The sequence below is a fragment of the Candidatus Spyradosoma sp. SGI.093 genome, assembly GCF_050314555.1.
GTDB lineage: Bacteria > Verrucomicrobiota > Verrucomicrobiia > Opitutales > UBA953 > Spyradosoma.
In genome coordinates, this window is the sequence record NZ_JBNPNH010000001.1 from 18,783 (window position 1) to 44,741 (window position 25,959).

At 63.7% G+C, this 25,959-nt stretch carries 20 protein-coding genes, 1 tRNA gene and 1 other RNA gene; 9 read left to right on the plus strand and 13 right to left on the minus strand.

The genetic code is table 11. The features are described 5' to 3' along the window. Positions 1-65 precede the first annotated feature (65 nt). The 7 genes from ACQREB_RS00075 to coaE all read right to left on the minus strand — a co-directional run bounded on the left by ACQREB_RS00075 (position 66) and on the right by coaE (position 10,506). Positions 66-140, minus strand: a tRNA-Arg gene (locus tag ACQREB_RS00075). Positions 141-200: 60 nt separating this feature from the next. Continuing rightward, on the minus strand, positions 201-1,877 hold the full coding sequence (gene ettA, locus ACQREB_RS00080) for an energy-dependent translational throttle protein EttA (protein ID WP_427763792.1): 1,677 nt from the start codon (positions 1,875-1,877) through the stop codon (positions 201-203). 116 nt (positions 1,878-1,993) lie between these two features. Further along, complete coding sequence (argB, locus tag ACQREB_RS00085) at positions 1,994-2,941, minus strand: acetylglutamate kinase (protein ID WP_427763795.1); 948 nt, start codon at positions 2,939-2,941, stop codon at positions 1,994-1,996. Between the two features lie 167 nt (positions 2,942-3,108). Further along, entirely contained in the window at positions 3,109-4,449 is a 1,341-nt protein-coding gene (locus ACQREB_RS00090) for an acyltransferase (protein WP_427763797.1), read from the minus strand. 212 nt (positions 4,450-4,661) lie between these two features. Then, entirely contained in the window at positions 4,662-7,298 is a 2,637-nt protein-coding gene (locus ACQREB_RS00095; RefSeq protein WP_427763799.1) for a DNA topoisomerase 3, read from the minus strand. Positions 7,299-7,499: 201 nt separating this feature from the next. After that, complete coding sequence (rho, locus tag ACQREB_RS00100; protein WP_427763801.1) at positions 7,500-9,926, minus strand: transcription termination factor Rho; 2,427 nt, start codon at positions 9,924-9,926, stop codon at positions 7,500-7,502. A gap of 1 nt (position 9,927) precedes the next feature. Further along, complete coding sequence (gene coaE, locus ACQREB_RS00105) at positions 9,928-10,506, minus strand: dephospho-CoA kinase (RefSeq protein WP_427763804.1); 579 nt, start codon at positions 10,504-10,506, stop codon at positions 9,928-9,930. A 197-nt stretch (positions 10,507-10,703) separates the two neighbouring features. Here coaE and ACQREB_RS00110 point away from each other — a divergent pair, with 197 nt between their 5' ends. The 4 genes from ACQREB_RS00110 to ACQREB_RS00125 all read left to right on the plus strand — a co-directional run bounded on the left by ACQREB_RS00110 (position 10,704) and on the right by ACQREB_RS00125 (position 14,115). Next, positions 10,704-11,858 carry a M24 family metallopeptidase gene (locus ACQREB_RS00110; protein WP_427763807.1) on the plus strand — a complete coding sequence of 385 codons (1,155 nt, stop codon included), beginning with the start codon at positions 10,704-10,706 and terminating at the stop codon, positions 11,856-11,858. 60 nt (positions 11,859-11,918) lie between these two features. Further along, a complete protein-coding gene (locus tag ACQREB_RS00115; RefSeq protein WP_427763809.1) occupies positions 11,919-12,203 on the plus strand; it encodes a hypothetical protein in 285 nt (94 codons plus the stop codon). A 106-nt stretch (positions 12,204-12,309) separates the two neighbouring features. After that, on the plus strand, positions 12,310-13,212 hold the full coding sequence (thrB, locus tag ACQREB_RS00120; RefSeq protein WP_427763811.1) for a homoserine kinase: 903 nt from the start codon (positions 12,310-12,312) through the stop codon (positions 13,210-13,212). Positions 13,213-13,281: 69 nt separating this feature from the next. Then, a complete protein-coding gene (locus ACQREB_RS00125; RefSeq protein WP_427763813.1) occupies positions 13,282-14,115 on the plus strand; it encodes a helix-turn-helix domain-containing protein in 834 nt (277 codons plus the stop codon). 111 nt (positions 14,116-14,226) lie between these two features. On the opposite strand, the gene ACQREB_RS00130 is transcribed toward ACQREB_RS00125, so the two are convergent. The 4 genes from ACQREB_RS00130 to ACQREB_RS00145 all read right to left on the minus strand — a co-directional run bounded on the left by ACQREB_RS00130 (position 14,227) and on the right by ACQREB_RS00145 (position 17,577). Next, the gene (locus ACQREB_RS00130) at positions 14,227-14,919 is read right to left on the minus strand and encodes a LutC/YkgG family protein (protein WP_427763816.1); all 693 of its coding nucleotides are present in this window, start codon (positions 14,917-14,919) and stop codon (positions 14,227-14,229) included. A 29-nt stretch (positions 14,920-14,948) separates the two neighbouring features. Next, on the minus strand, positions 14,949-16,349 hold the full coding sequence (locus ACQREB_RS00135) for a lactate utilization protein B (protein WP_427763818.1): 1,401 nt from the start codon (positions 16,347-16,349) through the stop codon (positions 14,949-14,951). Positions 16,350-16,415: 66 nt separating this feature from the next. Next, entirely contained in the window at positions 16,416-16,817 is a 402-nt protein-coding gene (locus tag ACQREB_RS00140) for a four helix bundle protein (RefSeq protein WP_427763821.1), read from the minus strand. A gap of 43 nt (positions 16,818-16,860) precedes the next feature. Continuing rightward, positions 16,861-17,577 carry a (Fe-S)-binding protein gene (locus tag ACQREB_RS00145; protein ID WP_427763824.1) on the minus strand — a complete coding sequence of 239 codons (717 nt, stop codon included), beginning with the start codon at positions 17,575-17,577 and terminating at the stop codon, positions 16,861-16,863. A 145-nt stretch (positions 17,578-17,722) separates the two neighbouring features. On the opposite strand from ACQREB_RS00145, the gene ssrA reads away from it, so the two are divergent. Continuing rightward, positions 17,723-18,105: a transfer-messenger RNA gene (gene ssrA / locus ACQREB_RS00150) on the plus strand. Positions 18,106-18,274: 169 nt separating this feature from the next. After that, positions 18,275-20,065, plus strand: coding sequence for a hypothetical protein (locus ACQREB_RS00155; RefSeq protein WP_427763826.1), 1,791 nt, complete (start codon positions 18,275-18,277; stop codon positions 20,063-20,065). Positions 20,066-20,132: 67 nt separating this feature from the next. On the opposite strand, the gene ACQREB_RS00160 is transcribed toward ACQREB_RS00155, so the two are convergent. Both ACQREB_RS00160 and ACQREB_RS00165 read right to left on the minus strand, forming a co-directional pair. Continuing rightward, a complete protein-coding gene (locus tag ACQREB_RS00160; protein ID WP_427763828.1) occupies positions 20,133-21,140 on the minus strand; it encodes an endonuclease/exonuclease/phosphatase family protein in 1,008 nt (335 codons plus the stop codon). 104 nt (positions 21,141-21,244) lie between these two features. Next, positions 21,245-22,885, minus strand: a complete 1,641-nt coding sequence (locus ACQREB_RS00165; protein WP_427763831.1) for a fumarate hydratase — start codon at positions 22,883-22,885, stop codon at positions 21,245-21,247. 97 nt (positions 22,886-22,982) lie between these two features. On the opposite strand from ACQREB_RS00165, the gene rlmN reads away from it, so the two are divergent. The 3 genes from rlmN to ACQREB_RS00180 all read left to right on the plus strand — a co-directional run bounded on the left by rlmN (position 22,983) and on the right by ACQREB_RS00180 (position 25,873). Then, positions 22,983-24,083, plus strand: a complete 1,101-nt coding sequence (gene rlmN / locus ACQREB_RS00170) for a 23S rRNA (adenine(2503)-C(2))-methyltransferase RlmN (RefSeq protein WP_427763833.1) — start codon at positions 22,983-22,985, stop codon at positions 24,081-24,083. Positions 24,084-24,224: 141 nt separating this feature from the next. Next, positions 24,225-24,896: an HAD family hydrolase gene (locus ACQREB_RS00175; RefSeq protein WP_427763835.1), complete on the plus strand. Its 672-nt coding sequence runs from the start codon at positions 24,225-24,227 to the stop codon at positions 24,894-24,896. Positions 24,897-24,976: 80 nt separating this feature from the next. Next, the gene (locus ACQREB_RS00180; RefSeq protein ID WP_427763837.1) at positions 24,977-25,873 is read left to right on the plus strand and encodes a hypothetical protein; all 897 of its coding nucleotides are present in this window, start codon (positions 24,977-24,979) and stop codon (positions 25,871-25,873) included. Positions 25,874-25,959: the final 86 nt, after the last annotated feature.

Genomic DNA, 25,959 nt, shown 5'->3' on the forward strand with positions numbered 1-25,959 from the left:
GAATTATTCCATGAAGCGGCGCCGCGGCAAGATTTTTTTTGGAACGATTTTCGCGGCGAAAAAAATGGCGCTCCCGTCGGGACTCGAACCCGAATCGCCGGCTTCGGAGGCCAGAATTCTATCCATTGAAATACGGGAACGCGAATAAAGTGCCTAAGGAAACGCGGGAACGCCGCGCGCGTCAACGCAGAAATCGTCCGTCAGCGCGCGAAGCGGCGGTATTTGATGCGGTGCGGGCGGTCGGCGTCGCGGCCGAGGCGCTTGCGCAGCTCGGCCTCGTAGGACGAATAGTTGCCCTCGTGCCAGTAGATCTGCGAATCGCCCTCGAAGGCGAGAATGTGCGTCGCGACGCGGTCGAGGAACCAGCGGTCGTGCGTGATGACGACGGCGCAGCCCGCGAACGCGTTGAGCGCGTCTTCGAGCGCGCGGATCGTGTTCACGTCGAGGTCGTTCGTCGGCTCGTCGAGCAGCAGCACGTTCGCGCCGCTCTTGAGCATGCGCGCGAGGTGCACGCGGTTGCGCTCGCCGCCCGAGAGCGAGCCGACGAGCTTCTGCTGCTCCGCGCCCGTGAAGCCGAAGCGCGCCGCATACTGCCGCGCGGGAACGCGCGCGCGCCCGAGTTCGACGATTTCGTTCCCGTCGGAGATCACTTCCCAGAGCGGCTTCGCGTCGTCGAGCGCGTCGCGCGACTGATCGACGTAGGCGAGCTTCACCGTCTCGCCGAGCGTGAGCGTTCCCGCGTCGGGCTTTTCCGCGCCCGTGATCATCTTGAAGAGCGTCGTCTTGCCCGCGCCGTTCGGCCCGATGACGCCGACGATGCCGCCCGCCGGGAGCGTGAAGTTCACGCGGTCGAGCAGCAGGCGGTCGCCGAAGCCCTTGGTCAGATCCTTCGCGACGAGCACTTTTTCGCCGAGGCGCGGCCCCGCGGGAATGAAGATTTCCATCGTCTTTTCCTGCTCGCGTTCGTCCTGCGCGAGCATCGTCTCGTAGGCGCGCAGACGCGCCTTGTTCTTCGCGAGACGGCCGCTCGGCGACGTCGCCGCCCACTGGCGCTCGCGCTCCATCGTCTTGCGGCGCGCGGAGGCGACCTTCTCCTCGGCGGCGAGGCGTTTTTCCTTCTGTTCGAGCCACGAGGAGTAATTGCCCTTCCACGGAATGCCGTAGCCGCGGTCGATTTCGAGAATCCAGCCCGCGACGTTGTCGAGAAAATAGCGGTCGTGCGTGATCGCGATGACGGTGCCCTTGTATTGGTGCAGGTGGCGTTCGAGCCAGTCGATCGTCTCGGCGTCGAGGTGGTTCGTCGGCTCGTCGAGCAGCAGAATGTCGGGCTCGCGCAGGAGCAGCCGGCAGAGCGCGACGCGGCGCTTTTCGCCGCCGGAAAGCGTTCCCGCGAGCGCGTTTTCGTCGGGGCAGCGCAGCGCGTCCATCGCCATTTCGATGCGCGAATCGAGCTCCCACGCGCCGGAGGCGTCGAGCTTCTCCTGAATTTCGCCCTGGCGGGCGAGGATTTTTTCCTGCTCGGCGGCGTCTTCGGTCTCGCCGAGCGCGACGAAGGTCTCGTCGTATTCGTCGAGCAGCGCGCGCGTCTCCGCGACGCCTTCCTCGACGCATTCGCGCACGGTCTTCGCGGGATCGAGCTTCGGTTCCTGTTCGAGGTAGCCGATCGAGTAGCCGGGCACGCAGGAGACGTCGCCCTCGAACTGCTTGTCCACGCCCGCCATGATCTTGAGCAGCGTGGATTTGCCGGAGCCGTTCAGCCCGAGCACGCCGATTTTCGCGCCGTAGAAATACGACAGCGAAATGTCCTTCAGAATCGGCTTTTTCTCGAATCCCTTCGAGAGCCGCGACATCGTGTAAATGATTTTTTCTTCAGCCATGCCCTCAATCATTCCGTTCCCGCGGATTTTTTCGAGCCGAAAAAAAAACGCGTTTCCCCGGCTTCGAGGAAACGCGTCGCGAGAAAAAGCGAAGCCCGCCGCGGCGGGAACGCGCCTCAGGGCTGTTCCGCGGGAGCGCCGGGAAGCACGACGTCCGGGTGGATGATTTCCGTGCCGACGCCCTTGTCCGTGAAGATTTCCAGAAGCAGCGAGTGCGGCGTGCGCCCGTCGATGAAGTGCACGCGGCGGACGCCGCTCTGCAGCGCACGCACGGCGGAATCCACCTTCGGGATCATTCCCGCGGAAATCACGCCGGTGCGCTTCAGTTCCGGCACTTCGTGCACGCGCAGGGTCGAAATCAGAGTGCTCGGATCCTTCGGATTCGCGAGCAGCCCGGGAACGTCGGACATGAACACGAGACGGCGCGCCTTGAGCGCGCTCGCCACGGCGCTCGCCGCCGCGTCCGCGTTCGTGTTGTAGGGGCGGTCGTTCTCGTCGAGCGCGATCGGCGAAATGACGGGAATCTTCCCCTCCGCGAGCGCCTTTTTGATGAGCTTGGTCTTCACCGACTTGATTTCGCCGACGAACCCGAGATCGACGGCGTTCCCGTCGTCGTCGCGCGCGCTCATCTTTTCACAGAGATTGACGAGATTGCCCGGCATGCCGAGCGCGTCCCCGTTGCGCCGCGCGATCATCGCGCAGATGTCGGCGTTGATTTCGTTGTTCAGCGTGGACTCGACGATGCGGATGGTCTTTTCGTCCGTCACGCGGATGCCGTTGCGCCACTGCGGCACGATGCCGGAGCGTTCCATGGCGCGGGAAATCGCCTTGCCGCCGCCGTGCACGACGACGACCTTGATGCCGACGCTGTTGAGAAAAACGATGTCCGCCGCGACGCGCTCCCGCACCTCGGGATCGTCCGAATCCATGAAGCTTCCGCCGTACTTGACGACGAAGATCGAGTCGTGGAAACGCTGAATGTAAGGAAGCGCCTCCAGCAGGACGCGCGCTTTCGCGATGAGTTCGGATTCGTTGACCATGATGTTCTGAAAAGCGGAAAGCATAGGCTTTCGGGAAAAAACTACAATTTAAAACATGCGCGCGGAACGGGCGCGGGAGGAGGTTATGAGGTGACGAGGTTATGGAGGTTGATTGCGTTTCGCTTCGCCGAAAAGATTTTCGAAAAATTTCGCGAGGCGCAATTCATGACTCCATAAGCGCCGCCGCGTCCTCAGCCGAGGAAGATTTTCGGCTTGGGCAGGACCGCGTAGAGCGCGCGCACGACGACGTAGGTCGCCGCGAACGCGAACGCCGCCGAGACCGGAATCTGCGCTTCGAGCGGCACGCCGAGCTTCGTCGCGAGCACGTAGCTCGGCCCGACGAAGAAATAGTGCGCGCAATAGACGCCGAAGCCGAGCCTGCCCAGCGTCGCGAGGAAATCCGCGAAGCGCCCCGGCGCGAGACGGATTTTCGAAATCAGCAGGAAGAGCGCCGCGCTCGAGATCACGACGTTCAGCGAGCAGTAGGTCCAGAAAAGCTCCACCATCGGCTCCGCCTGAAACGCCTTCGCGGTCGCGACGATTGCCTCGGGCGACGTTCCCGCGACGCCCGTCGCGAGCGCGGCGATTTTTTCCGAGAGGACGCCGCCTTCGCGCAGCGCGGAAAAGACTTCCGGATTGTCGAGACTTCCCGCCAGGCGCACCCAGAAGAAGCCGACGAACGTCAGCAGCGTTCCCGCCGCGAGCGCGGGCAGCGCGACGGCGAGCGCCTTCTTCACGGGGATTTCGAGCGAGAGGCGCGCGAGCACGTGCCCGAGCAGCAAGTAGCCGTTGAAGCCCGCGAACGCGTAGAACAGCCCGAAGGCGTTCCACGAGCACGTGCCGAAAAGATAGCCGGCGCCGAAGGGCAGATGCGGCGTCAGAAAAACGTCCGCGTAGGGCAGCACGAGCGTCGCGCCCCAGACGCCGAGGAACGCGAGCTTCGAGCGCATCGACGCCTTTTCGACCCACGCCGAGAAAATCGGCAGGTAGAGGTAGAGCCCGAAAAGCATGTACACGTACCACAGGTGCACGGAAAAATAGTTGAACGAGAACGGCACGGTCGCGAGCGTCGCCAGCGCGGAGCCGAGCGTCGTTTCCGGGCCGGCGCCGTCGTTCATGAAGCCCGAATACGGGAAGAACGTCGTCGTGAGCTCGCGCGCGGCCTCGGGCGTGTCCGTGACGAGGCCCGCGAACCACGGGAACAGCGTGTAGAGCGCGGACCAGATCAGGGACGGAAAGAGCACGCGCGGAATGCGCTTTTTGTAGAATCCGCCGAGACCCGGCTCGCGCACGGGCAGAAGCAGCGCGCCCGTGATCATCACGAACAGCGGCACGCACGGGCGCAGCATCGAGCCCCAGATCGCGCCCCAGCGGACGAACTCCGGATTGCTCAGCGATTCTGGAGAGCAGTTGAACGGGTCGCACGCGTGGCACGCGACGACGAGAAACATGGCGATCCAGCGCGCGCAGTCGATCCACGCGATGTGCGGGCGCGCTCCCGCGCCGGAAACGGAAATGTCGTTCGTTTTCATGCCGGAGACTCTATCCGCGGACGTTCCCGCGCCTCAACGCTTTTTCGCGCGCGCGCGAAAGGTGATGAAGTGATGGAGTTATGAGGTTATGGAGGTTCTTTGCGCTCGGCTTCGCCGAAAGGATTTCAGAAAAACTCTTTCGCGAAGCGAAACGCAATCAACTTCATAACCTCATAACCTCCATAACCTCGTCACCTTCATCACCTTTTCCATCAGGAAACCTGGATGTCCGCGTCGTCGTTGGGGCGGATGCCGGAGCCGGACGCCGGCTTCTTGATCAGACGGCGGCGGGCGGGAGTCTTCTTTTCCGTCTTTTCGGTCTTCGGCTTGGCTTCGCGCGGCGGGAACTCGAAGCGCACCTTCGAGGAATTTTTCCCGAGGCACAGAAACGCGTCGAAGGGCCGTTTCGTGCGGTTGGAGACGAAGCCTTTGATGAGATCCGTCTTGCCCTCGCTCAGCAGCTTGCTCACCTGCTCCGCCGTGATTTCGGCGCCGAGCATTTTCTTCGCCATCGAGAACGGCGCGATTTTGAGCGTCTTGGTCACGTCCGCCGGATTCGGGCGATAGCCGAACGGCGTGTCGTAGATCTTGAGCTTCGTCGCGGGGCATTCGCCGACGACGGGCGCGCCCGCGTAGTCGAACGCCGCGGCATCCGCGTCGCCCTCGCGTTCCGGGAACACGAAGACCGAGCGCAACAGTCCGCTCTCGTTTTTCTCGAGCTTGAGCTTGGCGGTGAACGGCTTGCCGAAGCGCGACTTGAAGTCGGAAATCGGTCCGATCTCGCCGTCGGCAATCAGGGCGCGCACTTCGTCGAGCGTTAGGTTGTGGCCGCTGGCGTTCTTGTAGACGACGAGCGCCGGGAACGCGCGGTTGTTCGCGCTCGCGACGGTGTCCTGAGAGCGGTAAAGGCGGTAGTTTTCCAGAATCGGCTTGCCGTCGGTCGGAGAGACGATGTCCGTCTCCGTCCACTGGTCGTCCCCGCCGTCGGCGCCGACCTTTTCGACGATCTGCGTCGCGAGCGCGACGATGCCCTTCATGAAGTCCTTGCGGGAACGCTTGCCCTCGGCGACTTCCTGCAGCTGGAATTCCCACTCGCCCGTCAGCACGGGACTCGTGAGAATCTCCACGCCCGCGACCTTGAGGAACGCCATGAGCTGCTCCGCCTTGATGGTCGGTACGAGGTCGCGCCCGGCGCGCTCGACGTATTTCGTCTTGATGAGGTGGTCGATGATGCCCGCGCGCGTCGCCGGCGTGCCGAGACCGCGCTCCTTCATCGCGAGGGCGAGCTCTTCGTCCTCGACGAATTTTCCGGCGCTTTCCATGGCGGCGAGCAGCGTCGCTTCCGTGTAGCGCGGCGGCGGTTTCGTGGCTTCCTCCTGACACTGGATTTCGTTGACCTTCGCGGTCGCGGGAACGCCGTCGGCGTCGGTCACGGGCGGCAGGTTGTCCTCGGGCTTGCCCTCGTCCCTGCCGTAAACTTCCTTCCAGCCGGGAACGACGAGCACCTTGCCTTCGGTCTTGAAGTCGTGCCCGGCGACGTTCGTCATGCGCGTCGTCACGTCGAATTCCGCCGGCGGGAAGAACACGGCGACGAAGCGGCGGACGACCATGTCGTAGATTTTCTCCTCGTCGGGAGCGAGCGCGCCCTTCGGCGGCTGGTCGGTCGGAATGATCGCGAAGTGATCGGAAATTTCCTTGTTGTTGAAGATGCGGCGGTTCGGACGCACCCAGCCGTTTTCGACGACGCGCGCGGCGAATCCGCCGACGTTCCCGCGGACTTCGAGAGCCTCGAGCGTGCGGCGGCAGGTGCCGAGATAATCCTCCGGAAGCGCGCGCGAATCCGTGCGCGGGTACGTCGTCGCCTTGTGCTTTTCGTAAAGCGCCTGGGCGATCTGGAGCGTCTTCGTCGCGGGGAAGCCGAAGCGCTTGTTCGCCTCGCGCTGCAGCGTCGTCAGGTCGTAGAGGCGCGGGCAGGCTTCCGTCGTGTGCTTCTTTTCTTCGGAGACCGTTCCCGTCCCGGCGGCGCGGCAGGCGGCGTACACGGCTTCCGCCTGGGACTTGTTCCAGACGCGGTCCGCCTTGTCGCCGCTTTCGGATTCGGGCGCGTTCTTGTCGGGCTTCCGGAAGTCCGGACGCTGATAGACGCCTTCGTACGTTCCCGCGGCGAGCTGAAATTCGCCGACGATGCGCCAATAGCCCTTGGGCGTGAAATTGCGGATGTCGAGCTCGCGCTGAACGATGAGCGAAAGCGTCGGCGTCTGCACGCGCCCGACGGTGGCGACCTGCCCCTTGCCCGCCGGCGAGGTGCGCAGCGTGACGGCGCGCGTGCCGTTCATGCCGATGAGCCAGTCCGATTCCGCGCGGCAGCGCGCCGCCTCGCAGAGGTCGAACTTGTCCTCGCCCGCGAGAAGATGCTCGAAGCCGTCGCGGACGGCGCTCGGCGTCATGCTCGTGAGCCAGAGGCGCTTCGTCGGCTTCGCGCATTTCGCGAGGTCGTAGATGTACGCGAAGATCAGCTCGCCCTCGCGCCCCGCGTCGCACGCGTTGACGACGCAGCCGACGTCCGCGCGCTCCATCAGGCGCTTGAGCTTGTTGAACTGCTCCTTCGCGCCGCGTTCCGCCGAGGGCTTGATCTTGAATTTCTCGGGAAGAATCGGGAGCGTCTTGCGCGACCAGCGTTTCAGCTTCGCGTCGTAATCGTCGGGATCGCACAGCGAAACCAGATGCCCGACGGCAGAGGAGATGACGTATTCGGCGTTCTCGAAAACGTCGCCTTTCGCGGGCACCTTCAGCACTTTCGCGATGTCCTTCGCGACCGACGGTTTTTCAGCGATGACCAAAGACTTCATGGCAAAATGAAAAATTGAATTTAAAGGGAAACCTTCGCCTAACGCCCCCGTCTTTGCAAGAGAAAAGAAAAAGGCGTTCCCGCGCCCCGCGGAAAGCGCCCGAGGGCGGACGCGGGAGCGAAAGCGGGACGAAGAAAGGCCGGAGAGCCCGAAAGCGGTCCGCTTCCGAACTCCCCGACCTTTCGGGCGCCCCGGCGTTCCTTAGCGGCCGGCAAGGGTCATGAGGAATTCCGCGTTCGTGCGCGTCTTCTTCATGCGGGAGATGAGCATCTCCATCGCCTCGACGGAAGGCATGCCCTTCATCGCGCGGCGCATCGAATACACGCACTGCATTTCCTGCGGGTGGTAGAGCAGCTCTTCCTTGCGCGTGCCCGAGCGCTCGAAGTTGATCGCCGGGAAGATGCGCTTGTTCGCGAGGTCGCGGTCGAGGTCGAGCTCCATGTTGCCCGTGCCCTTGAATTCCTCGAAGATGACTTCGTCCATCGTCGAGCCCGTGCCGATGAGCGCGGTGCCGAGGATCGTCAGCGACCCGCCGCCTTCGATGTTGCGCGCGGAGCCGAAGAAGCGCTTCGGCTTGGCGAGCGCGCCCGCCTCGATGCCGCCGGAGAGCAGCTTGCCGCCGCTCGGCTGAAGCGTGTTGTAGGCGCGGGCGAGGCGCGTGATCGAATCGAGCAGGATGATGACGTCCATGCCGAGCTCGACCATGCGGCGCGCGCGCTCGATCACCATCTCGGCGACGTGCGCGTGGTTCTCCGCGGATTCGTCAAAGGTGGACGCGATGATCTCCGCGCCGAGCGTGTTGCGTTTGAAGTCCGTCACTTCCTCCGGGCGTTCGTCCACGAGCAGCACGATGAGCTTCGCCTTCGGCTTGTTCTTGAGAATGGCGTTCGCCATCGTCTGCAGCAGGACGGTCTTGCCGACGCGCGGCGGCGCGACGATGAGCCCGCGCTGTCCCAGCCCGATCGGGCAGAGCAGATCGACGCAGCGCATCGACAGGTTGTTCGTCGCGTCCGGCTCCATTTCGAGCATGATGCGCTCGGTCGGATAATACGGCGTGAGTTCGGTGAACGGCGTCAGGTGCTTGATCTCCTCCGGATTTTCGCCCATGACGGAATTGACGGCGACGACGATCGGCGCCGTCTCGCCCGGCATCGGCGGGTGGACGATCGTGTTCAGCTCATGCCCGCGCTGCAGCGAGTACTTCTTGATGAGCGAGGCGGGAACGTAGGCGGAAAGCTCGCGCACGCAAAAATTGTCTTCCGCGTAGAGCAGCAGGCCGTTGCCGTTCGCGAGCAGTTCGAGCGTTCCCGTGAGGCGGATCGGGCGGTCCGCCTCGAACGCCGCGTTGAGAATCTTGCGGATGAGCGGGCGCCGCTGCGGATTGCGGAAGACCGGGATTTCGAGCTTGCCCGCGAACGCGACCAGCTCGCCGATCGGCAGGCCGTAAAGCGCGTTGAAGTCGAGCGGCTCGCCCGGCGTCGTCGGCACGCGCGTCTCGACGGTCTTCGCCGGCTGCGCGGGAACGCTGCCGTCCTCGGAGGCGGGAACGGCGGGCGTCGTCTCCTTCACCAGCCGGATCGTGTGGCGCGCGCGCGCCTCCAGGTCGGCGAGAAACGAGTCGTCCTTGAGCTTGTTGTAGTCGAAGGAATTGCCGATGTCGAGCGTGCCCACTTCGGACGAGTCCGAGTTCGCGAGCGTGCCCCAGGCGGGCTTCGGCGCGTTGGAGCGGTCCTTGAATTTTTCGAAACGTCCCTGCGCGTTGAATTTGCCGCCCTGGAATTTTTCCTTCTTCGGCGTCGGCTGGAAGCGCGGCTTGCCGTTCCCGCCGAATTCGCGGCGCGGCTGCTGAGGCGCCGCTCCCTGCGCGGACGGGGCCGCCGCCGCGGGCGCGCCTTCGGACGGAGTCTGCGCGGAAGCGCCGCCCGCGGCGGGAGCGCCGTAGCGGAACGCCCCGCTCTGCGGACGAGCGGCGCGGTCCTGCGGATTGAATTTGCTCGGCTGACGCTTTTCCCAGCGGTCGCCGCGCCCGAAAAATCCGGGGCGCGCGGCGTTCCCGCCTTCGGGCTTCGGCGCGGGCGCGGCGGTTCCGGCGTCGCCTTCGCTCGGATCCGTCGCCGCGGGCGCGTCGTCGTCTTCCGGCGAATACACGTTTTCGGTGACGCGGTCGATCGGGCGCTCCGGAGAAAGGCGCGGGCGCGCGTCCTCCGGATTCACGGAGACGGGAACGCTCGGCGCGGCGGGCCTGACTTCGCTGAAGACGGGCGCGGCGCTTTCCGCGCGGGGTTTCGGCGCGGGAGCGGGAGAGTCGTCTTCGTCCGGGTCAAAGGAAAAGAGCGGCGTCGAAGAGCGCGGCGGGCGCGCGGAAGCGGCGGGCGGAGGGAGTTCCGGCTCGGCGGGAACGGAAGCCGCGGGCGCGGACGCCGACGCGGACGGCGCGGGGGCGGGAGCTTCCGCGGGCGCCTCGTTTTCCGGGAGCGGATTCTTGCGCGGACGGCCGCGCTTAGCGGGAACCTTCACCGCCGCCTCGCCTTCCGGGAGCGGATTCTTGCGCGGACGGCCGCGCTTCGCGGGCGCCGGCTTCGCGTTTTCTTCAGAGGGATTCGGGGAGATGATGTTGTCTTCTTCCATTTCAGTTCAAAAAATTTTTTGCGAAGATTGCGATTTGTTTTTCAAGAAATTCGGGGGAGCCGTCGTTGAACAGACAGACGTCCGCGCGGCGCGCCTTTTCCTCGATCGGCAGCTGCGCCGCGATGCGGGCGAGCGCGCGTTCCCGCGGCAGGCCGCGCTTTTCAAGACGCTCCAGCTGCACCGCCTCGGAACAGACGAGACAGACCGTGCGGTCGAACGCGCCTTCGAGATTTTTTTCGAAAAGCAGCGGAATCTCGACGACGCAGTCTTCGCCCCGCTCTTCCGCGGCGCGGACGCGTTCCCGCCAGGCGGCTTCGATTTTGGGGTGGATGAAGTCCTCGAGCTCCTTCCGCGCGGCGGGATCGGCGAAGACGACGCGCGCGAGCCGTTCCCGGTCCACCGTTCCCGCGGGGGCGCACTCGGCGCCGAAGCGCGCGACAACGAAGGCCGCGGACGAAGATTCGGAAAGAATTTCGTGTCCGAGGGCGTCCGCGCTGACGGTCGCGCAATCGTGATTTCGGAAGGCTCGCAGTGCCGTGGATTTTCCGCAGCCGATGCCTCCCGTCAAAGCCGCTTTCATAGCAATCAATTAAAGGGAGTCGAATGAAAACCGAACGCATGAACGAAAAGGGGGCGAAGCCGCGCGTTCAGTGTCGCCCATCATGGACGAAGCGCCTCCCCTTGGCAAGCGCGAATCCGCTTTTCCCTTTTCCGAAAAAGGCATGGAAATTCGGCGGGAATCGTGTTTAAAATGCGCGCACCGAAACGTTTTTCCGAATGAGCAAGAAATCCAACAAAAAACCGGACGTGCTGCTGTACGCGTCCCCGAACAATTCCGCCGACATGCGCTGGTTCGCGCATTTCGCGTGCGGCGACGCCTTCATCGCCTTCACGGCGAAGGGCAAACGCATCGCCGCGATCACGATGCTCGAAATCGTGCGTTGCCGCAAGGAATCGAACTTCGACGTCGTGCTCGACATGGCGGAAGAGCTGGCGAAGCTGCGCGAGACGCAGCCCGACGCGGGAATGCCCGAGCTGATCGTCGATCTCGCGAAGCGCTACGGCGCGGAATCGTTCCGCGTGCCGCCGGATTTCCCGTCGGGGCTTTTCGTGACGCTGCACAAGCTCGGGCTCAAGCTCGAAGTGGGCGGCACGCCGTTCTTCCCGCAGCGCGTCGTCAAGACCGAAGAGGAGCTCGAATACATCCGCGCCGGCAACCGCGCTTCCTGCGCGGGCTTCAAAGCCGTCGAAAAAATCCTCAAGGCCGCGACGATCGACAAGAAGGGCTTCCTCAAATACGAAGGCAAGACGCTGACCTCGGAACGCCTCCGCATGGCGATCGAGCACGCCTGCCTCGACGCGGGCGGCATCAACGTCGAAGGCCTCATCGCCGCCTCCGGCGAACAGGGCGTGGACTGCCACTGCTCCGGCTTCGGCCCGATCCGCGCGAACTCGCTCATCGTCTGCGACATCTTCCCGCGCATCGCGGCGACCGGCTACTTCGGCGACATGACGCGCACGTATCTCAAAGGCAAGGCGTCGCCGGAACAGCGCAGACTCGTCGATTCCGTGAAGCAGGCGCACGACGCCGCGATCGCGCGGATCAAGGCGGGCGTGACGGGCGTGAGCGTGTACAGGGCGACCGTCGACTTCTTCGAAAAACTCGGCTACAAGGCGGGCTACGTGGACGGCGTTCCGACGGGATTCTTCCACGGGCTCGGACACGGCGTCGGGCTCAACGTGCACGAGGCTCCGAACATGGGCGGGCGCTCGCTCGCCTCGGAAAAGCTGCGCGAAAACATGGTCGTGACGGTCGAGCCGGGGCTCTACTATCCGGGCATCGGCGGCTGCCGCATCGAAGACGTCGTGGTCGTGCGCAAGGACGGCTGCGAGCTGCTTTCGAATCATCCCTACAAGTGGGAAATCGCGTGAAGGCCTGAGGCGGCGGCGCCCGCGCGGTTCCGCCGCCTCGCCGTCTCACCGCTTCCGTTCGTGCGCGCGGGAACGCATTCCACCGTCATCGAAGCCGCCGAGCCGCTGATTCGGCGGCTCGACCGCGTCGCGCGCGTCTCGCGCGGCGTCATACGCGCCAACGCGCGTTCCCGCGCGCGCACGATCAAGATCCTGCGCCTCAACGGCGGCTGGCGTCTCACGCTCGTCGCGAAGAACGCGAAGCAGGAATTTCATCTCTTCGACGTGACGCTCGAAACGCTCCGCGCCGTGCTCGCCGAAAGCGAGTTCGCGTCCTTCGAAAAAATCTTCCCTGCGGAAGAATGATTCCGCGCCCGCGGGAAGGCGGCTCGGTGCTTGAAACTCCGCGCGTTCTCGTGTTTAATCGGGCGGAAAAACAACTCCCGTACTCAATTTTCCGAAAACAAACATCATGAGATTCAAGATTTCCGTTCCCGCGACGAGCGCCAACGTCGGTCCGGGCTTCGACGTCATGGGCGTCGCGTTCGACATGTTCAACCGCTTCACGTTCGAGACCGGCGGCGAAGGGCTAACGATCACCGGCTGCGAACCCGCGTTTTCCACGGCGGAAACGAATCTCGTCTACACGACGCTCGTGAAGACCCTCACCAGCTACGGCCGCCAGGTGCCGCCGCTGAGCATTCATTTCGACACGGACCTGCCGCTGTGCAGCGGGCTCGGCTCGAGCTCGACCTGCATCGTCGCGGGCATCATGGCGGCGAATCAGATCGCCGGGCTGAACTTCGACAAGGCGGAGATTCTCCGCATCGCCTCCCTCATTGAAGGGCACCCGGACAACGTCGCGCCCGCGATTCTCGGCGGCTTCGTCGCGGCGATCATCGAAAACGACTTCGTCTATTGGCACGTCTATCCGATTTCCGAGGCGATCAGCTTCTACGCGCTGATGCCGGACGTCCGCGTCTCCACGGAAGAGGCGCGCGCGATTCTGCCGAAGTCCTACGGACTTTCGGACTGCATCTACAACATGTCGCGCATTCCGATTCTGCTCGAAGGGCTCGAAAAGGCGGACGAGAGGCTGATCCGCGCCGGCTGCAAGGACCGCATCCACCAGGGCTACCGCCTCAAGCTCGTTCCCGAGGGCGAAAAGGTGTTCAACTACATCCGCGAGTCCGACAACGCCGTCACCGCCTACGTTTCCGGCGCGGGTCCGACGATCGTCGCCGTGGTCAAGAACGACGACGACGGCTTCGGCAACGAGATCGCGGATTTCTGCGACACGCTCTCCATCCACTGGCGCGTGCGCAAGATGCACGTCAACAAACTCGGCGCGACCGTCAAGGTCATCGTGCCGTGAAGATTTTTCCAAAAAACGCTTGCGATAAAACCGCCGCGAATTTGAATTTTTAAGGCAGAAGAAAAAGCAATGAGCACCGCAGACAACATGATTTCCATCGGGCAGAAACTCAAAAGCGCCCGCGAAAAGCTCGCGTTGGACGAGCGCGGCGTTTCCGACCGCACGCACATCCGCCGCCATTACATCATCGCGATGGAAAACGACGATTTCGACTCCATCGACCTCGCGCCCGTCTACCGCATCGGCTTTCTGCGCATTTACGCCAAGCTCCTCAAGCTCGACGCCGACGCGCTCGTCGCCGAATACAAGGAGACGCTCGCGAAGTCTTCCGGCGCGCGCGGCGGCACGTTCCGTCTCGTCGGGCGCGCCGTTTCCTCCGGCGACGAAGCGGACGATTCGTCGTTTTCGGGCGGCGCTTCCGCCAAGCCCGCGCGCGCTGCGAAGGGTCTCGCGCTCGTCGCGGCGGGCGCGCTCGTCGTCGTCGCGGCCGGCGTTCTCGTCGCGGTGAAATCCTGTGCTCCGGCGGGCGATTCCGTCGCCGCGGGAACGGTCGCCGCGGAGGAAAACGGCGTCGCCTACGAAATCGAGCTCGTCTCCAACGCGAATCAGAAAATCACGATCCAGGAAAACTACAAAGGCTGGGACGCCGAAGCGAAGAAGGCCGTCGCGGGCGCCGTCGTTCTCGACGAATACGTTCCCGCCGGTCGCGGCAAGAAGCTCACCGTGCACGGGACGATCTTCATCCGCGAAGAGCAGCTCGGCGGCTGCGAAATCAAATATCCTTCCGACGCGGCGTTCAAGAACGCGCTTCCGGGCAAGACGGTCGTGATCGCGCCGAACGAAGACGCCCGCAAGCTCAAGGGCACGAAAAGCGCCTCCTGGATCATCAATCCGCAGAACTGAACGTTCCCGCGATTTTCTCCGCAAAAAAAACGCGCGACGCCTCGGACGTCGCGCGTTTTTTTGCGGTCCGGAAAAGCGCGCCCGCGCGTTCCCGCGACGGCTTCCCCGCTCTTACGCGTCGATGAGGAAGACGAAGAGCTCCTTCGGGCCGTGGGCGCCGAGGACGAGAATGCGCTCGATGTCGCCCGTGCGCGAGGGCCCCGTGATGAAGCCGAGGCAGTCCGGAAGATCGTCGCCGTATTTTTCGCGGACGAGCGCGTAGGCGTCCGTGAGGTCGCCGACGAGCTGCGACTTCTTCGCGAGCACGACGTGCACCGGCGGCAGAATCGAAAGAGCGCGGCCGCCGCTCGCGCGCGTGGAGAACATCACGCTGCCCGTCTGCGCGACGAGGCATTCACACTCGGAGACGCCGGCATCCATGGTCTCGAGCGCGTTTTTGTCGTAGCCGTCGTCGGTGAAGATCGTCACGGATTCCGCGGGAACGACCGCCCCGCAGAGCGGCGCGCGGTGCGCGGCGATTTTTTTCCAGCCGCGTTCGGCGCGGAGGGCGTCGAGCTTCGCGCGCGCGTCTTCGAGGCTCGCGCAGACGACGAGATTGCCTTTGAGCGCGTCGAGGTTCTTCGCGAAAATCTCTTCGCGCTCAGCGGGCGTCGTTCCCGCGGGCGGCATGGCGTCGCGGAAGTCGCGCGTATATTCGGGCGCGGGTTTCGGGTCGTGGCGCGAATAAATCTGCGCGGGCGTGGGCGCGGGAGCGCGAAGCGCCTCGCGGATGCGGGAAAGGATTTTTTCTTTGCTGTCGTTCATGGGACTTTAAATTTTTTTGACAGGAATCGTCAGTTCTTGCTCTCTTCTTTGAAGCGTTCGCGGAAGGAGCGTTTCGGCGGCGGCGGAAGGTCGCGCGTGCCCGTCCAGCCGTAGAGCAGCGTGCCCGGGATTTTTCCGGCGAGCTTCGCGAGCGGGCCCGACGCGCGCGCGAGCTTTCCCGCGAGCGCGTAGAGCTTCGGCCGCGAAAACACGAAATTGAAGCCGAAGAAGATGAGCCGCCAGAGCGGGCTCGGCGAAAGGCGCGTCGCGTTGCGGCGGTTTTCGAGCAGGTGCTCGTGAATGTCAATCTTGACCGGGCACGCCTGCGTGCACGCGCCGCACAGCGACGAGGAATACGACAGGTGCTGCCAGTTTTTCGTGCCGCGCAGGTGCGGCGTGATGAGAGAGCCGATCGGTCCCTGATACGTCGTGCCGTAGCTGAGCCCGCCGATGTTCTTGAAGACGGGGCAGACGTTCAGGCACGCGCCGCAGCGCATGCAGTGGAGCGCGTCGCGGTGTTCGGCGTCGGCGAGCAGCGCCGTACGGTTGTTGTCCAGCAGAACGACGTGGAACTGCTCCGGGCCGTCGGGATTCTCCGCCGTGCGCGGTCCCGCGTACTGCGTGTTGTAGCCGGTGAGCGGCTGACCCGCGCCCGCGGTCGCGAGCATCGGCAGAAAGAGCGCGAGGTCTTCGAGCCGCGGCACGACTTTTTCGATGCCGACGAGCACGAGATGAATCTTCGGCATCGCCGCGGAAAGGCGGGAATTGCCTTCGTTTTCGGTGACGGAAATCATGCCGTCGCGCGCGACGATGAAGTTCGCGCCCGTGATGCCCATGTCCGCCTCGAGATATTTGCGGCGCAGGTATTCGCGCGCGATCATCGTCAGCTCTTCCGGGTTGTTCGTGTCGCGGGAATGAATGTTTTCCTGAAAAAGCCGGTTGATCTCGTCGCGCTTCACGTGCATGCACGGGAAAACGAAGTGGAACGGCGGCTCCTTGCGCAGCTGCTGAATGAACTCGCCGAGGTCGCTTTCGACGACTTCCGTTCCCGCCTCGATCAGCGCCTCGTTGAGGTGGATTTCCTCCGAGGTCATGCACTTGGACTTGATGATTTTTTTGACGCCGTTGTCGCGCGCAACCTTCAGAATGTAGTTGCGTGCCTCGCTCGGCGTTCCCGCGAAGAAGACTTTGCCGCCGCGCGCCTCGATCTTCTTCGCGAAGATTTCGAGATTTTCGGCAAGATTGTTCAGCGCTTCGTACTTGGTCTGCGCGGCGCAGGTGCGCGCCTTCTGCCAGTCGCGGAAGGCGCCCTTGTTGCGGTCGCGCGCGGCGTAGTAGCCGCCGAGCGCCTTGTAGATGAAGTCGCGCCGTGCGCCGTTCCGCGCGGCTTCGCCGCTGGCGTGCTTGAAAATGGTCTGAGGTGTGGACATGGGAAATTGTTTAACAGGGATTTTTAGGATTTTAAGGAAGAGATTACAGGTTAAAAGGTTAAGAGGTTAAGGATCAAAACGCTCGGCGGCGGAGTTTCTCGAAGAAACTAAAAGCGACTTACGCAACCCCGTCATCGCGGCGGCGATTTCGCGAATCCGCGGCTTCAGCGCTGCGAGCTCGGTTTCCGCAAGATAACCGAAATCACACGCGAGCTGAAGCTGGCAATAGACTTCGAGCAGAGAACCGTAGGCGATTTCCACGAAACGGACATGTTCGACGACGGAACGCCGTGAACTGCCTTCCGCGAGATTCGAAGGCACGGAAACGACGGCGCGACGAAGCTGCTGCGTAAGCGCGAACAGCTCGCTCTGCGGAAATTTTTTCGTCAGCTCGTAAACGTCTTTCGTGAACATCCTCGCCTTTTGCCAAACCTGCAGGCGCTCGAAAGAAAACAGCGTCGTCTTCATGCCTGTCTGTAACCTCCTAACCTGCTAACCTTTAACCTCTTATTCAGAAGTTCGCGAGGATTTCGGCGACGTGAATCGTCTTGAAGGGCAGACGGTTGCGCGAGGCGTAGCCGCCGATGTTCATCAGGCAGGAGGCGTCCAGCGAAGTCACGTACTCCGCGCCGGTCTCGACGATCGACGCCGCCTTCTTCTCGACCATCGCCGTGGAGATTTTCGGGAATTTCACGGAAAAGGTCCCACCGAAGCCGCAGCACGATTCCGCCTCGCCCATCTCGACGAGCTCGAGCCCGCGGACTTTCTCCAGCAGCGCGCGCGGCTCGCGCTTCGCGCCGAGCATGCGCAGGCCGTGGCAACCGTCGTGAAACGTCACCTTGTGCGGGAACGACGCGCCCAGATCCGTGACGCCGAGCACGTTCACCAGAAACTGCGTGAACTCGAACGTCTTCGCAGCGAGCGCCCGCGCGCGCGCCTCGTCGGCGGTGCCCTTGAAGAGATCGCCGTAGCCGTCCTTCATCATCGCGATGCACGAGCCCGACGGTCCGACGACGACCTCGGCGCTTTCGAAGACGTCCAGCGCGCGCTTCGCCGCTTCCCGCGCCTCCTTCCAGAAGCCGGTGTTGAACGGCGGCTGTCCGCAGCAGGTCTGCCGCTCCGGAAAAAGGACTTCGTGGCCGAGTTTTTTCAGGATCTTCACGCACGCCATCCCGGCGTCCGGAAAATATTGATCGACGAAACAGGGGATAAAAAGGCTGACTTTCATTGCCGAAAATTAAACACCTTCCCGCGCGAAAGTGAAGCATGGAGTTGCGCGCGCTTGACACGAGAACGCGCCGCGGGCAGAATTCCGCGAATCTTTCGTTCTTTGTCAGGGTTCCGGCGCGACCTGTTCCCTGCTCCGTTTTTTTGGGGATGTTCCGGATTCGATTTCGGCAAATAGGTTGCGGCTGCACGCGGAGGATGATGCTCGGCCTCCTAAATCATGCATCGCCACGTCAAATGGCAAAAACAACACCATCGCGTTCGAACGCAGCAATGCGTTCGCGCTTGCCGCCTGAAGTTGCGGCACGGTTACGCGCGCCCACGCCTGCCTAAGCGCGCGAGCCGTCAAAAAAGCAGGTAAAACTTCGGACTTGTCCGCATTCCCGCGAAGCGAAAAACGGGAACGCGGATAGGCTCTCCCGGGCGCCGCCGCCCCAAGGAAGGCCGAATTCCAAACGTACGGCTAAGCGTGTAGACGTCGCCTCCGAAAGGCCGAAAGACAGGGGTTCGACTCCCCTCATCTCCACCACTTTCCTTCCCAAATCGCCCGCAATCCCGCATAAACAAAGGGATTGCGGGCTTTTTCGCGCCCGCCCTTCCGCGGCGCGCGCGCCTCACTTTTCTAATTGCGCGTTCCCGCGCGGAAGTTTCTAATGAAAAGCAATCCGACCAAATCTTAAAATCCAGACGTTTTTCCTATGAACGACACGAACGAAACGCCCGATTCCGAAAACGCGGAAATCGACCTGAGCTCGCTTTCCTCGCTTGATTTCAATCCGGACTGGGCCGCCGACGACGCGAAAAAAATCTCCGTGGAACGCTCGAGCCGCCCGGAATTCCGCGGCAGACCGCGCCGCGACTTCGACCGCGCCGACGCGCCGCGGGAACGCCGTGAAACCCGCGATCGCCGCGGACCGCGTCCGCCGCGCCGCGAAGAAAGCCGCTCCGAGAGCGAAGCGCCGCGCGCGCCCCGTTTCGCGGACTCCGACGCGCCGCGTTCCCGCGAAGGAGGCAAGCCGCCGCGCCGCGGAAACGACCGTCGCCGCCCGCCTTCCCGCGACGGCAACCCGCCGCCGATGCGCGTCGCCGACGTGATGATCTACCCGGAAGACAAGCCCTTCACCGTGCTCGCGAAGGCAATCAAGAATTCCGCGCGTACCTACGTGCTCTTCGAAATCGCGAAAATCATCCTCGAAAAGCCGGAGCGCTTCGCGGTCGTCGTCACGCCGCTTCAGAAAAAGGATAAGGCCGGCAAGCCGATTCCGAGCGACAAACCGCTCCCGCCCTTCTACGTCAGCGTTCCCGACGGCATGCCGTTCCGCAACGAGCAGGACGCGTTCGCGCACGTCTTCAAGAATCACCTCGACAAATTCTTCGACGTCGAGGAAGTCGAAATCGAGGCGCCCAAGGGCAACTTCACGATGATCGCCAAATGCGGCTTCACGAGCGAGCTGCTCGCGCCGCCGAACTACCACGCCTATCAGCAGATTCTCCGCGACTGGCACGCGGCGAACTTCCCGAAGATGCCGTTCGAGAAATTCATGTCGCGAGTCGAGACCGTCAAGGATCCCGAAGCCATCGCCGCGTGGTCCGAAAAGATGAAGAAGCGCACGCGCTTCGTTCTCAAAAGCCGCAAGGACGGCGAGCCCGAATCCTTCGACGACGCCGGCGCCGCCAAGGCGTTCGTCGTCGCCTCGCGCAAGAACGAGGCGGTGCGCGAGACGAAGCAGGTCCGCATCTCCGGCACGCTCGTCGAAAAAATGCCGCTCGGCCCGCTGAAGGCGAACATCGAGCGGGAAATCGAATTCCAACGCAAGTTCCCGCTCAACACCGCCAACGGCTTCCGCGGGCGCCTGCGCCATCTCGGATTCTTCCTTTACAAAAAAGGTCCCAAGGGCATCACCCTCGTCTGCGGCGTGAAGCGCAAATTCCGCACGCCGAGCTCCGTCTTCTCGGACACGATTCAGCGCGTCTTCGATTTCCTCGAAAAGAATCCCGGCACCGCGATTTCCGAGCTGCCGAAGAAGATGCTCGGCATCGGCGCCGAAACGGAAGCGAAGCCCGAAGCCGCGCCCGCCGAAACCGAGACGCCCGCGCCGACTGAAAACGCCGCGCCCGCGCCGTCCGCCGACGAGGAAGCGCTCGCGAAGGAGCTGGTCGGCACCGTCCGCTGGCTCGTCACCGAGGGTTACGTCGCCGAAATGTCCGACGGCAAGCTCTACGCGCATCCGGTCATGACGGAAGCGCAGGCGAAAGCGGCGGAAAAGGCGGAACAGCCTCTCGAACGTCCGGAAATTCCCAGCGTGGAATGCCCCGGCGACGACATCGGCGGCGCCGTTCCCGAAGCGCCGGAACCGCTCATCAAGGTCATCGGCTCGCTTTCCGCGGAAGCGGCGGAAGGTGTCTCCGCGGAAACGCCGGCGACGGAAGAAGCGGCGCCCGCGCCCGAAGAAAAATCCGAGCCGCCCGCTTCCGAACCGGAAGCCTGAGCGCGCTTTCGCGACGAAAAAAGGGCGTTCCCGCACCGCGCGGGAACGCCTTTTTCACGTCCTGACTTCACGGGGACGGCGGCGTTTCCGCGTCCGCGAACGCGACGTCGCAGAAGATCATGCGGTGATCGCTCGCGGAAACAACGCCGCCGATCGGCGAGCGGACGCGCGAAAGCGCCTCGTCCGCGACGCGCCCTTCCCCACTCAGCGCCGGCGAAAGAAAGACGTGATCGAAGACCGAACGGTATCCGTATCTGGAATTTGAATACGTCCAGCGCGCGCCCGCGGAATCGCGGGAATCGAGCCGCCGCAGAAATCCGCCTTCCGAGAAGACGCGCACGGGAGCGCTCTCGGGCTCGTCGTTGAAGTCTCCGAGCAGCACGCACGCGTTCCCGCCGATGCGGAGCAGCACGGCGCGCGCGCGGCGTGCCTCCGCGAGCCGTTCCGCCGCGCATTCGGGATCGCTCTCGTCGCGCGTGATCTTGCTCTTCAGGTGCAGCGTGAAGACGCGGACCGGAGCCGTCCCCGGCGCGGCGACCTCCGCGCCGAGCAGCCCGCGCGACATGGCGTCCTTTTCCGGAAAGCGGAAAATTTCGCGGAACGGCAGACGCGAGAGCAGCGCGACGCGGCGATGCGTGTCGCGGCCGCTCAGCACGACGCGGTGCGGGAACGCGGCGCCGACGCCCGCGCCTTCGAGATCCAGCGCGAGTTGGTCGAGCTGCTTGGCGCCGCCGATCTCCTGCACGGCGAACACGTCGGGATTCACCGCGAGAATGAGCCGGCGCAGCGCCTCGCGCTCGCTCCGCGGCTTCGCCCAATGGCGCTTGTAGACGCCGTCGTCGGTGCGGCGGTTCGTGCTGAGATAGTTGAACGAATTGATCGAGGCGACGCGGAGCGTTCCCGCGCGCTTTTCGGGAACGGGCTCGACGGTTTCGCGCGCGGGAAGCCCGGCGGCGGGAAGCGCCCCGAAGCCGCCGCCGTCTCTGAGCGCGTCGCAGCGCGCGAGCGCGCAGAAAACGCCCGCTCCCGTCAGAAACGCGGCAGCGAACGCCGCGATCTTACGCCAACTCGCCATGCCGACAAGAGAACGCCGAAAAGCTCCGAAGTCAAAAAAAACTTGAGGAGCCGAGAAGCGATCACTTCCCGGCTCCCCGAGTTTTTAAAGCTCTCGACCCGCTTTTACGCCTTCGGGCAGACGGGCTTGATCTGCTTGAAGAAGTCGTTGCCCTTGTCGTCCACGAGAATGAACGCCGGGAAGTTTTCGACTTCGATCTTCCAGATCGCCTCCATGCCCAGTTCGGGATACTCGACGCATTCGATGGACTTGATGTTGTTCTGCGCGAGAATCGCCGCGGGACCGCCGATCGAGCCGAGGTAGAAGCCGCCGTGCGCCTTGCACGCGTCCGTCACCTGCTGGCTGCGGTTGCCCTTCGCGAGCATGATGAGCGAGCCGCCGTGCGCCTGGAAAAGGTCGACGTAGGAGTCCATGCGCCCCGCGGTCGTCGGTCCCATCGATCCGCACGCCATGCCTTCCGGCGTCTTCGCCGGACCCGCGTAGTAGATCGGGTGGTCCTTGACGTATTGCGGGAGCTCTTCGCCGCGGTCGAGGCGTTCCTTCAGCTTCGCGTGAGCGATGTCGCGCCCGACGATGATAGTGCCGTTGAGCGAGAGGCGCGTCGCGACGGGATACTTGGAAAGTTCCTTGAGGATTTCCGGCATCGGGCGGTTGAGGTCGATGCGGACCGCGTCGCCTTCTCCCGCGCGGCGGAGCTCCTCGGGAATGAGCGAGCCGGGATTGTCGTCGAGCTTTTCGATCCAGATGCCGTCCTTGTTGATCTTGCACTTGATGTTGCGGTCGGCGGAGCAGGAGACGCCCATGCCGACGGGGCAGCTCGCGCCGTGACGCGGAAGGCGGACGATGCGCACGTCGTGCGCGAGATATTTTCCGCCGAACTGCGCGCCGAGCCCGATGCGGTGCGCTTCGGCGAGCACCTGCTTTTCCAGCTCGACGTCGCGGAACGCGCGGCCGAACTCGTTCCCGCTGGTCGGGAGCTCGTCGTAGTAGTGCGTCGAGGCGAGCTTCACCGTGAGCAGATTCTTTTCCGCCGAGGTGCCGCCGATGCAGAACGCGACGTGGTAGGGCGGGCACGCGGCCGTGCCGAGCGTCTTCATCTTTTCGACGAGGAAGGGCACGAGCGTCTTCGGGTTCAGCAGCGCCTTCGTCTCCTGATAAAGATAAGTCTTGTTCGCGCTTCCGCCGCCCTTCGTGACGCAGAGGAACTTGTATTCCATGCCCTCCGTCGCCTCGAGGTCGATCTGCGCGGGCAGGTTACACTTCGTGTTCACTTCGTCGTACATCGTGAGCGGCGCGTTCTGCGAGTAGCGCAGATTTTCCTCGGTGTAGGTCTTGTAGACGCCGAGCGAGAGCGCTTCCTCGTCGCAAAAGCCGGTCCAGACCTGCTGGCCCTTTTCGCCGTGAATGATCGCCGTTCCCGTGTCCTGGCAGAGCGGGAGCTTGCCCTTGCAGGCGACTTCCGCGTTGCGCAGGAACGTGAGCGCGACGTATTTGTCGTTCTCGCTCGCGTCGGGGTCGCGGAGAATCTTCGCGACCTGCTCGTTGTGCGAGCGGCGCAGCATGAACGAGACGTCGCGGAACGCCGCGTTCGCCATCGCGGTGAGGCCTTCCTTGGCGATCTTGAGGACGGGAACGCCTTCGAACTCGCTCACGGAGACGTAATCCTTCGTGAGCAGATAATACTCGGTCTTGTCTTCGCCGAGCGGGAACGGGTGCTGATATTTGAAGGGAGGGATATTTGCCATAAGTGGGAAACAGCTTAACGCCTGGCGCCCGAAGATTAAAGAACAAAGCGCGCGGGAACGTTTGCGTTTCGGACGGGAACGCTTAGACTGCCGCGCCATGCAGAATTTTCGACCGCTCATTTTTTCGGAAACCAGGGAAACGCTCGCGGCGGCGCTCGAGGCGCGCGGCGAAAAGCCGTTCCGCGCGACGCAGATTCTCGAATGGATCTACAAGAAGCGCGTGCGCTCGTTCGACGCGATGACGAACGTTCCCGCGGGAACGCGCGCGTGGCTCGCGGAGACCTACGACTTCATGCCCGCCGAGCTCGTCGCGAAAAGCGAGCAGTCGGACGACGTCACGGAGAAGTTTCTGCTCCGCATGCGCGACGGCGCGCTCGTCGAATGCGTGATTCTGCGCGCGCCGCAGGAAGTCGCCGGCGAGGAGCGTTCCCGCAAGACGGTGTGCATCTCCACGCAGGTGGGCTGCGCGCAGGGTTGCAGGTTCTGCGCGAGCGGGCTCGCGGGCTGGAAGCGCAATCTGGACGCGGGCGAAATCGTCGCGCAGCTCATGTTCGTGTGCTGGGAGGGCGGCGACAAGGGCACGCGCGAAACGGGCTTCACGGATTTCGACAACATCGTCGTCATGGGCATGGGCGAGCCGCTGCTGAATCTCGACGCAGTGATGCGCGCGCTGCGCGTCGCGAACGCGCCGTGGGGGCTCGGCGTCGGCGCGCGCAGAATCACGATCTCCACGAGCGGCGTCGTGCCGAAGATCCGCGAGCTCGCGGACGACCCGATGCAGTTCCGCCTCGCGATCAGCCTGCACGGCGCGACGGACGAAGTGCGTTCCCGCATCATGCCCGTGAACCGCAAATGGCCGCTCGCGCAGCTCGTTCCCGCGGCGAAGGAATTTTCCGAAAAGCACGGCCGCATGATCACGCTCGAGTTCATTCTGATCGAGGACGTGAACGACTCGAACGAGCAGGCGCGCCGGCTCGCCGAAATCGCGCGCGAGCTCCACGCGCACGTGAACCTGATTCCCTACAACACCGTCGAGGGGCTGCCCTGGAAACGTCCCTCGGGCAACCGCCAGATGCAGTTTCTGAAAACGCTCCAGGAACGCCGCGTTCCCGCGACGCTGCGCCGCGAAAAAGGCCACGACATCGACGCCGCCTGCGGCCAGCTCCGCCTCCGCCACCTCGACAAGGAAGGCGCGTAGCGAGGCTTCCCGCCGAGTTCTCGGGCGCCCGGCCTTCGCCGCGCGGGCTTCCGCGCGAAGTTTCTGTTCGACTTTCGGCGGCGATTGCGCAAGACTGAAGGCACATTACTTCTTCGGTCAAACCCCTACCCCATTTACCCCATGAAGACAGGCGTCATTTTTGCTTGGGACGGCGTCGTCCTGAACTCCGCGGACTACCACAAACGCAGCTGGGAAGCGCTCGCGGAAGAGCACGGCTTCGTGCTGCCGTCGGGCTACCTGCGCAAGACTTTCGGGCGCGACAACTGCGCCGTCATCATGTCCGTGCTGAACTGGACCTCGAATCCCCGCCGGGCGGAAGAGCTCGCGGAACGCAAGGAGGCGCTGATGAGGCAGATTTTCGCGGAAGAGACGCCGGAGCCGCTCCCGGGAATCCGCACGCTGCTCAACGCGCTCAAGGAACGCGAAATTCCCTGCGCCGTCGCCTGCCCCGTCTTCCGCGAAGAAGTCGATTTCGTCCTGGAAATCCTCGGGCTGACGGGAGCGTTTTCCGCCGTCATCGCCCACGGGAACGTGCAGACGAGCGTCGGCTCTTCGGAAGCCTTTCAGCTCGCGGCGAAAGCCGTGGACCGCGCGCCGCGGGACTGCATCGCCGTGCTGAGCACGATTTCCGGCGTCGAGGCCGCGCGCGCCGCCGGCATGACGACCGTCGCCGTCGCCACCGTCAACCCGCGGGAGCTGCTCGAACGCGCCGGCGCCGACGCCGTCCTCGACAGCATGCGCGAGCTCGATGCCAGCACGATTTCCGCGCTGAGCATCCTCCGCCGCAGCTGACGCGTTCCCGCGTTTTTTGAAAAACAAGACGAATTCCGGCGCGGACGACGCTCTTTGAGACTGAATCACAACAAAAAATCATGAAAAAGAAATTCGCGCTCTTCCCCTTCATCTTCGCCGCCGCGGCGTTTCTTCCCGCCTGCGCCGCGAATTCCGTGCTCTTCGACGGGCACCCCGAAAGCGTCGCCGAAGACGACGACGTCTTTTACGTCGCCTGCATCGGAAAGACGATGACGCCCACGGCGAAGGACGGCGACGGCTTCATCGCGACGATGAACGCGCGCGGGAAAATCCTCTCGCCGAACGCGTTCCCGAACGTCCGGCTCGACGCCCCGAAAGGCGCGCTCGTCGAAGACGGCGTGCTCTACGTCGCGGACGTCGACCGCGTCGTCGGCATCAGCGTCCGCGCGGGAATCGTCGTGCGCACCTTCGATTTTTCCAAGGAAAACACGAAGTTCCTGAACGACCTCGCGGAAAAGGACGGCTTCCTTTACGTCTCGGCGACGGACATCGGCAAGATCTTCCGCATCGACCTGCGCGGCGGCGCCTATTCCGAACTGAAGACGACGGAACCGCTCGACGCGCCCAACGGTCTCGCGATCGAAGACGGCGTGCTCTACGTCGCCGAATACGCGACGGGCGCCGACGGCGCTCCCGCCGGGAAGATCAAGGCGCTGCCGCTCGGCGGAGCCGCGGGAACACCCGTGCCCGTCTCCGTCGTCCGCGACGTGCCCGGGCTTTACGACGGAATCGCGGTCGAAGAGGAGGAAGATCTGTTCGGGCGCGAGAGCGACTGGCTGTATTTTTCCGACTGGGCGGCGAACGGCAGACCCGGCGCGGTCAAAAAGATGAATCTGCGCACGCACGAGGTGAAGGACGCCGTGAGCGTTCCCGTGAACGGTCCCGCGGACTTCATCGTCGAAGACGGGAAGATTTATCTCCCCGCAATGCTCGACAAGAAAGTCGTCGTCGAATAAAGCCCGCCGCCCTGCTCCGCGCCTTCCGCGCGCGCAAAAAAAAAGCGTTCCCGCGCGGGAACGCTTTTTTTGCGGATGCTCCGGAA